The organism is Streptomyces sp. NPDC004561 (genome assembly GCF_053602155.1).
In genome coordinates this window covers 1-6,074 of record NZ_JBSGDB010000499.1, presented here as the reverse complement: position 1 = coordinate 6,074, position 6,074 = coordinate 1, and the positions used below count along the sequence as shown (strand labels likewise).

5 protein-coding genes and 1 pseudogene are annotated in these 6,074 nt (G+C 74.7%); 4 read left to right on the top strand and 2 right to left on the bottom strand.

Going from position 1 to position 6,074, the window contains the following annotated elements:
- The first annotated feature begins 83 nt into the window (after window positions 1-83).
- The 4 genes from ACWEN3_RS38995 to ACWEN3_RS38980 all read left to right on the top strand — a co-directional run bounded on the left by ACWEN3_RS38995 (window position 84) and on the right by ACWEN3_RS38980 (window position 4,811).
- The gene (locus ACWEN3_RS38995; protein WP_452981239.1) at window positions 84-668 is read left to right on the top strand and encodes a class F sortase; all 585 of its coding nucleotides are present in this window, start codon (window positions 84-86) and stop codon (window positions 666-668) included.
- A gap of 219 nt (window positions 669-887) precedes the next feature.
- A complete protein-coding gene (locus ACWEN3_RS38990) occupies window positions 888-2,222 on the top strand; it encodes an ABC transporter ATP-binding protein (protein ID WP_452981236.1) in 1,335 nt (444 codons plus the stop codon).
- A 102-nt stretch (window positions 2,223-2,324) separates the two neighbouring features.
- Window positions 2,325-3,713 carry an aldehyde dehydrogenase family protein gene (locus ACWEN3_RS38985; protein WP_452981233.1) on the top strand — a complete coding sequence of 463 codons (1,389 nt, stop codon included), beginning with the start codon at window positions 2,325-2,327 and terminating at the stop codon, window positions 3,711-3,713.
- Between the two features lie 15 nt (window positions 3,714-3,728).
- On the top strand, window positions 3,729-4,811 hold the full coding sequence (locus ACWEN3_RS38980) for a Zn-dependent alcohol dehydrogenase (RefSeq protein ID WP_452981230.1): 1,083 nt from the start codon (window positions 3,729-3,731) through the stop codon (window positions 4,809-4,811).
- Window positions 4,812-4,815: 4 nt separating this feature from the next.
- Here the strand turns inward: ACWEN3_RS38980 and ACWEN3_RS38975 are convergent, their stop codons facing one another.
- The gene (locus tag ACWEN3_RS38975) at window positions 4,816-5,772 is read right to left on the bottom strand and encodes a DMT family transporter (RefSeq protein ID WP_452981227.1); all 957 of its coding nucleotides are present in this window, start codon (window positions 5,770-5,772) and stop codon (window positions 4,816-4,818) included.
- A 126-nt stretch (window positions 5,773-5,898) separates the two neighbouring features.
- Window positions 5,899-6,074, bottom strand: a pseudogene (locus tag ACWEN3_RS38970) (transcriptional regulator); the annotation flags it as partial.

The window sequence follows — 6,074 nt, the reverse complement described above, 5'->3', positions numbered from 1 at the left end:
CCCGCGAGATCCGTCGTTCGGTCCGGAGCTTCGGGTTTCCGTGCTGCAGCGTGGCCAGTTGGTAGGCGGTGGGCAGGGTGGTGGTGTTGCCGTGCCGGGCGGGCGACGGGGACACCCTCGCGGCCGCCGGGTCGGACTCCGGCGGGGCCGACGGACGGGGGGTGGGCCGGGAGTCCGGCGCGGCCCGCGCGCTGCCCCCGCCCCGCCCGCTGCCCCGGTCCCGGCCGACGTCCGTCCGTATCCCCTCCCTGGGCGTCGACGCCCCGGTCACGGCCGTCCGGCTCGACGGCGACCGGCGGCTGGAGACGCCCCCGGTCGGCAGGCCGAAGCTGGTCGGCTGGTACGAGGGCGGTCCCACCCCGGGCGAGTCCGGCACCGCGATCGCCGTCGGCCACCGTGACACCGCGACCGGGCCCGCCGTGTTCGCCGCGCTCGCCCAGCTCAAACCCGGCAAGCCGATCGAGGCCCGCCGCGCGGACGGCCGTACCGCCGTCTACACCGTGGACCGGGTGAAGGTCTTCGACAAGTCCGGCTTCCCCGACAAGGAGGTGTACAGCCCGGCCCGGCGCCCGGAGTTGCGCGTGCTCACCTGCGGGGGCCTGTTCAGCCGGCGCACGGGCTACACGAGCAACGTGGTGGTCTTCGCCCATCTGACCGCCACCAGATGACGACGCGGCGCGGGCGTCCCCACCCGAACCCGGGCCCGCCGGCCCGAACCCCGTCGTCCGCTTCCCGTCCCGCCTGCGGTGCGGCGCCGGATGCCGGGGCCGCTCTTCCACGGCAGGGCGCATTCCGTTAACTTCCGTGACCCACAGGCCCCGTGCGACCCGCGCGGGGCTCAGGACCACGGAGCAGCGGCGCTCCGTACAGCCCCCGGGGCGGCAGTCATGACACGCGCCATCGCACTGCACGACGTGAGCAAGTCCTACGGCCGCGGCCCGCGCGTGGTCGACCGGCTCTCGCTGGACATCGCGCCCGGTGAGTTCCTGGTGCTGCTGGGCCCGTCCGGCTGCGGGAAGTCCACCGTGCTGCGGATGATCGCCGGCCTGGAGGACATCGACGCGGGCGACCTGCTCCTGGACGGCGAGTACGCCAACCACTGGCAGCCCTCCGAGCGGGCCATGGCCATGGTCTTCCAGAACTTCGCCCTCTACCCGAACATGACCGGCCGCGACAACATCGGCTTCCCGCTGCGCATCGAGTCCCCCGGCGCCGACCCCGGCCCGCGCGTCACCGCCACCGCCCGCATGCTCGGCATCGAGGACCTGCTCGACCGCTTCCCGAGCCAGCTGTCCGGCGGGGAACGCCAGCGGGTGGCGATGGGCCGGGCGATCGCCCGCCACCCCTCTGCCTTCCTGATGGACGAGCCGCTGTCCAACCTCGACGCCAAGCTCCGCAACCATCTGCGCGCCGAGATGTCCCGGCTGACCCGGGAGCTGGGCGCCACCACGGTGTACGTCACCCACGACCAGGCCGAGGCGATGTCCCTCGGCGACCGGGTCGCCGTGCTGCGCGGCGGGGTCCTCCAGCAGGTCGGCACCCCCCGCGAGGTCTACGCGCTGCCCCGCAACGTCTTCGTCGCCGCCTTCATCGGCACCCCGCGCATCAACCTGCTGCGCGGCCTGGTCCGCGCCCCGCTCGACGGCGCCATGACCATCAGCCTCGGCAAGCAGGCGCTGCGCCTGCCCGACCCCCTGTGCCTGGACCACCGGTTGCTGCGGGTGCAGCAGGGCCGCGAGGTCGTCGTCGGGCTGCGCTCCGAGGCCGTACGCATCGCCAGGCACAGCTCCGCCCGGCCCGGGGAGGTGGCGATCACCGGGCTGGTGGAGCACGTCGAGTTCCAGGGGCACGAGACCCTCGTCCACTTCGACACCGGCTCCCGTCCCGCCGTCGTGCCCGAGCTGGAGGCCCCGCGCCCGGCCGCCCGGCCCCCGCGCCGGAGCCGCGGGGAGGGGCCGACCGTGCTGGACCGGCTGCGGGAGCGGGCGGGCTCGCTGCGGGCCGGGCCGGTGGTCGTCCTGGACCATCCGGCCGACGCCGAGCCCGCACCGCCGGAGGGCCGGCTCCCCGGCGACCTGGTGGTGCGCACCACCCCCGACATCCGGCTGCGGCACGGCATGCAGGTCCCGCTCCTCGTCGACCTGGCCCATCTCTTCGTCTTCGACCGGCACGGCGACCGGATCTGCCCGTCCCCCGACCGGCTGCCCGACCTGGACGCGTGAGCGCCCGGCGCGGCGGTCATGATGTCCCGGGACGTCTGGCGCCGGAAAACTATCATCGCTAGTTTGTGTGCCGGACGACCAGACCCGCCGGAAGGAAGCAGCATGAAGGCACACGACGGCCTGTACATCGACGGGGCGTGGCGCCCCGCCGGGACCACGGACGTGATCGAGGTCGTGAACCCGGTCGACGAGCAGGTCATCGGCCGGGTCCCGGCCGGAGGCCCGCTGGACGTCGACACCGCCGTCCGCGCGGCCCGCGCCGCCCTTCCCGGCTGGGCCGCCACACCCCCGGCCGAGCGCGCGGCACGCCTGGCCGCCCTCCGGGACGTCCTCGTGGCCCGCAAGGACGAGATCGCCGAGACGGTCACCGCCGAACTGGGCTCGCCGCTCGCCTTCTCCCAGGCGGTGCACGCGGCCGTGCCCATCGCGGTCGCCGGCTCCTACGCCGAGCTGGCCGCCTCCCACCCCTTCGAGGAGCGGGTCGGCAACTCCACCGTCCTCCAGGAGCCCGTCGGGGTGGTCGGCGCGATCACCCCCTGGAACTACCCCCTGCACCAGATCGTCGCCAAGGTCGCCCCGGCGCTCGCCGCGGGCTGCACGATCGTCCTCAAGCCCGCCGAGGACACCCCGCTCACCGCCCAGCTCTTCGCCGAGGCGGTCCACGAGGCGGGCGTGCCGGCGGGCGTGTTCAACCTGGTCACCGGCCTCGGACCGGTCGCCGGGCAGGCCCTCGCCGAGCACCCCGGCGTGGACCTCGTCTCCTTCACCGGCTCCACCGCGGTCGGCAGCCGCATCGGCGCGGTCGCCGGCGCCGCCGTGAAGAGGGTGGCGCTGGAGCTGGGCGGCAAGTCCGCCAACGTCATCCTGCCGAGCGCCGACCTCGCCAAGGCGGTGAACGTCGGCGTCGCCAACGTGATGTCCAACTCCGGGCAGACCTGCAGCGCCTGGACCCGCATGCTGGTCCACCGCGACCGGTACGACGAGGCCGTCGAGCTGGCCCGGACCGCCGCCGCCAAGTACGGCGACCGCATCGGCCCCGTCGTCAGCGCCAAGCAGCAGGAGCGGGTGCGCGGTTACATCGAGAAGGGCGTGGCCGAGGGCGCCCGGCTGGTCGCGGGCGGGCCCGGATCCCCGCACGAGAAGGGCTACTTCGTCAGCCCGACGGTCTTCGCCGACGTGACCCCCGACATGACGATCGCCCAGGAGGAGATCTTCGGCCCGGTCCTGTCCGTCCTGCGCTACGAGGACGAGGAGGACGCCCTGCGCATCGCCAACGGCACGGTGTACGGCCTCGCCGGCGCCGTCTGGGCGGGTGACGAGGCCGAGGCGGTGGCCTTCGCCCGGCGCATGGACACCGGCCAGGTCGACATCAACGGCGGCCGGTTCAACCCCCTCGCGCCCTTCGGCGGCTACAAGCGGTCCGGCGTCGGCCGCGAACTCGGCACGCACGGACTCGCCGAGTACCTCCAGACCAAGTCCCTCCAGTTCTAAGGAAGTCCGCGAGCCATGGCCGTACGAGCCGCTGTCCTGCCCGCCATCGGCGCCCCCCTGGAGATCACCGGCATCGAGCTGCCCGACCCGGGGCCCGGACAGGTCCGGGTCCGCCTCGCCGCCGCCGGCGTCTGCCATTCCGACCTGTCCCTGACCAACGGCACCATGCGCGTGCCCGTCCCGGCCGTCCTCGGCCACGAGGGCGCGGGCACGGTCGTGGCCGTGGGGGACGGCGTCACCCACGTCTCGCCCGGCGCCCGTGTGGTCCTCAACTGGGCGCCCTCCTGCGGGACCTGTCACGCCTGTGCGCTCGGCGAGGTCTGGCTGTGCGCCAACGCCCTCAACGGCGCCGCCGACGTGTACGCCCGCACCATGGACGGCACCGACCTCCACCCCGGCCTGAACGTGGCCGCGTTCGCCGAGGAGACGGTGGTCTCCGCCGCCTGCGTGCTGCCCCTGCCCGAGGGCGTGCCGCTGGTGGACGCGGCCCTCCTCGGCTGCGCCGTCCTCACCGGCTACGGGGCCGTCCACCACTCGGCGCGGGTCCGGCCCGGCGAGACGGTCGCGGTGTTCGGCGTCGGCGGGGTCGGCCTCGCCACCCTGCAGTCGGCCCGTATCGCGGGCGCGTCCAGGATCATCGCGGTCGACGTCTCCCCGGAGAAGGAGGAACTGGCCCGCGCGGCCGGCGCCACCGACTACGTCCTCGCCTCGGAGAACACCGCCCGCGAGATCCGCGCGCTCACCGGGAGGCAGGGCGTGGACGTCTCCGTGGAGTGCGTGGGCCGCGCGGTCAGCATCCGCGCCGCCTGGGAGTCCACCCGCCGGGGCGGCCGTACGACGGTCGTCGGCATCGGCGGCAAGGACCAGGAGGTGACCTTCAACGCCCTGGAGATCTTCCACTGGGGCCGCACCCTGTCCGGCTGCGTCTACGGCAACACCGACCCGGCCCGCGATCTGCCCGTCCTCGCCGGGCACGTACGCGAGGGCCGCCTGGACCTCTCCGCGCTGGTCACCGAGCGGATCGGCCTGGAGGGCATCCCGGCCGCCTTCGAGAACATGCTCGCGGGCAAGGGCGGCCGGGCACTGGTGGTGTTCTGACGGGTCAGACGACCTTCTCGGGCTTCCGGGGCTTCCCGGGCCGCGGCTCCCCGGCCGCGGCCCGCGCCGCCCGGCCGCCGCGCGCCCGGGACCGCGACACCGCCACACCGGCGAGACACAGGGCCCCGCCCACCAGGGTGAGCCCCCCCGGCACCTCGCCCAGCGCCAGCCAGGACATCAGCACCACCAGCGCGGGTACGGCGTACGTCGTCGCGCCCAACCGGCTGGCGGTGGTGCGGGCGAGGGCGTAGGCCCAGGTGGTGAAGGCGAGCGCGGTCGGGAAGACGCCCAGGTAGACCATGTCGAGGGTGGCCGACACGGGCGCGTGGGCGACCTGGCGCACCAGTTGCCCGGTGAACGGCAGACAGCCCACCGCGCCGACCAGGCACCCGAACGTCGTGACCTGGAGGGCGCTCGCCCGCCCCAGCGCGGGCTTCTGCGCGACGACCCCGGCCGCGTAGGCGCCGGCCGCGAGCAGGCACAGCACCACCCCGAGCACCGAGGAGCCGCCGCCGGCCGACATCGACAGACCCACGGTCACCGCGCCGGCGAAGGACACGGCCATCCCCGCCAGCAGCCTCGGCGGCATCGGATCCCCGAGCAGCCGGGCGCCCAGCAGGGCGATCAGCAGCGGGCCGACGTTCACCACGAGCGCCGCCGTGCCCGCGTCCACCCGCTGCTCGCCCCAGTTCAGGGCGACCATGTAGAACCCGAACCAGAGCACGCCCGACAGCAGGATCCCGCGCCAGGCCGACCTGGGCGGCAGGCCTTCCCGGCGTACGGCCGAGATGATCCCCAGCGCGAGGGCGCCCGAAGCCAGCCGCCCGAGCGCCAGCGCGCCCGGCGAGTACGCGGTTCCCGCGCTGCGGATCGCCACGAAGGCGGAGGCCCACAGCACGACCGTGACGGCGGCGGCGCCGGTGGCGAGCAGCTGCGGACGGGTCCTGACGGAGTTCATCATGCTCCCGAGGCTAGGTGTGGGCTCGTGCACCGGCTGGCGGAAATCGGACGGCGAGCGCTCCGAGAAGGGAGGCGCGCGACGCGTCACGTCGGAGCCGCACCTGGCGGATCCACCCTTCGGCCGCGCTCAACGCAGCCTCTCCGGCGGGATACCGAGCAGCGCCGAGAACTCCCGCTCGCCCGACGCGGTCACCTTCACCGCGCGTTCCGACCCCACCCGCACGCACCACCCGGCGTCCAGCGCGTGCCGGCACAGCGCGGCCCCCGCCGTCCCCGCGAGGTGCGGGCGCCGCTCGGTCCAGT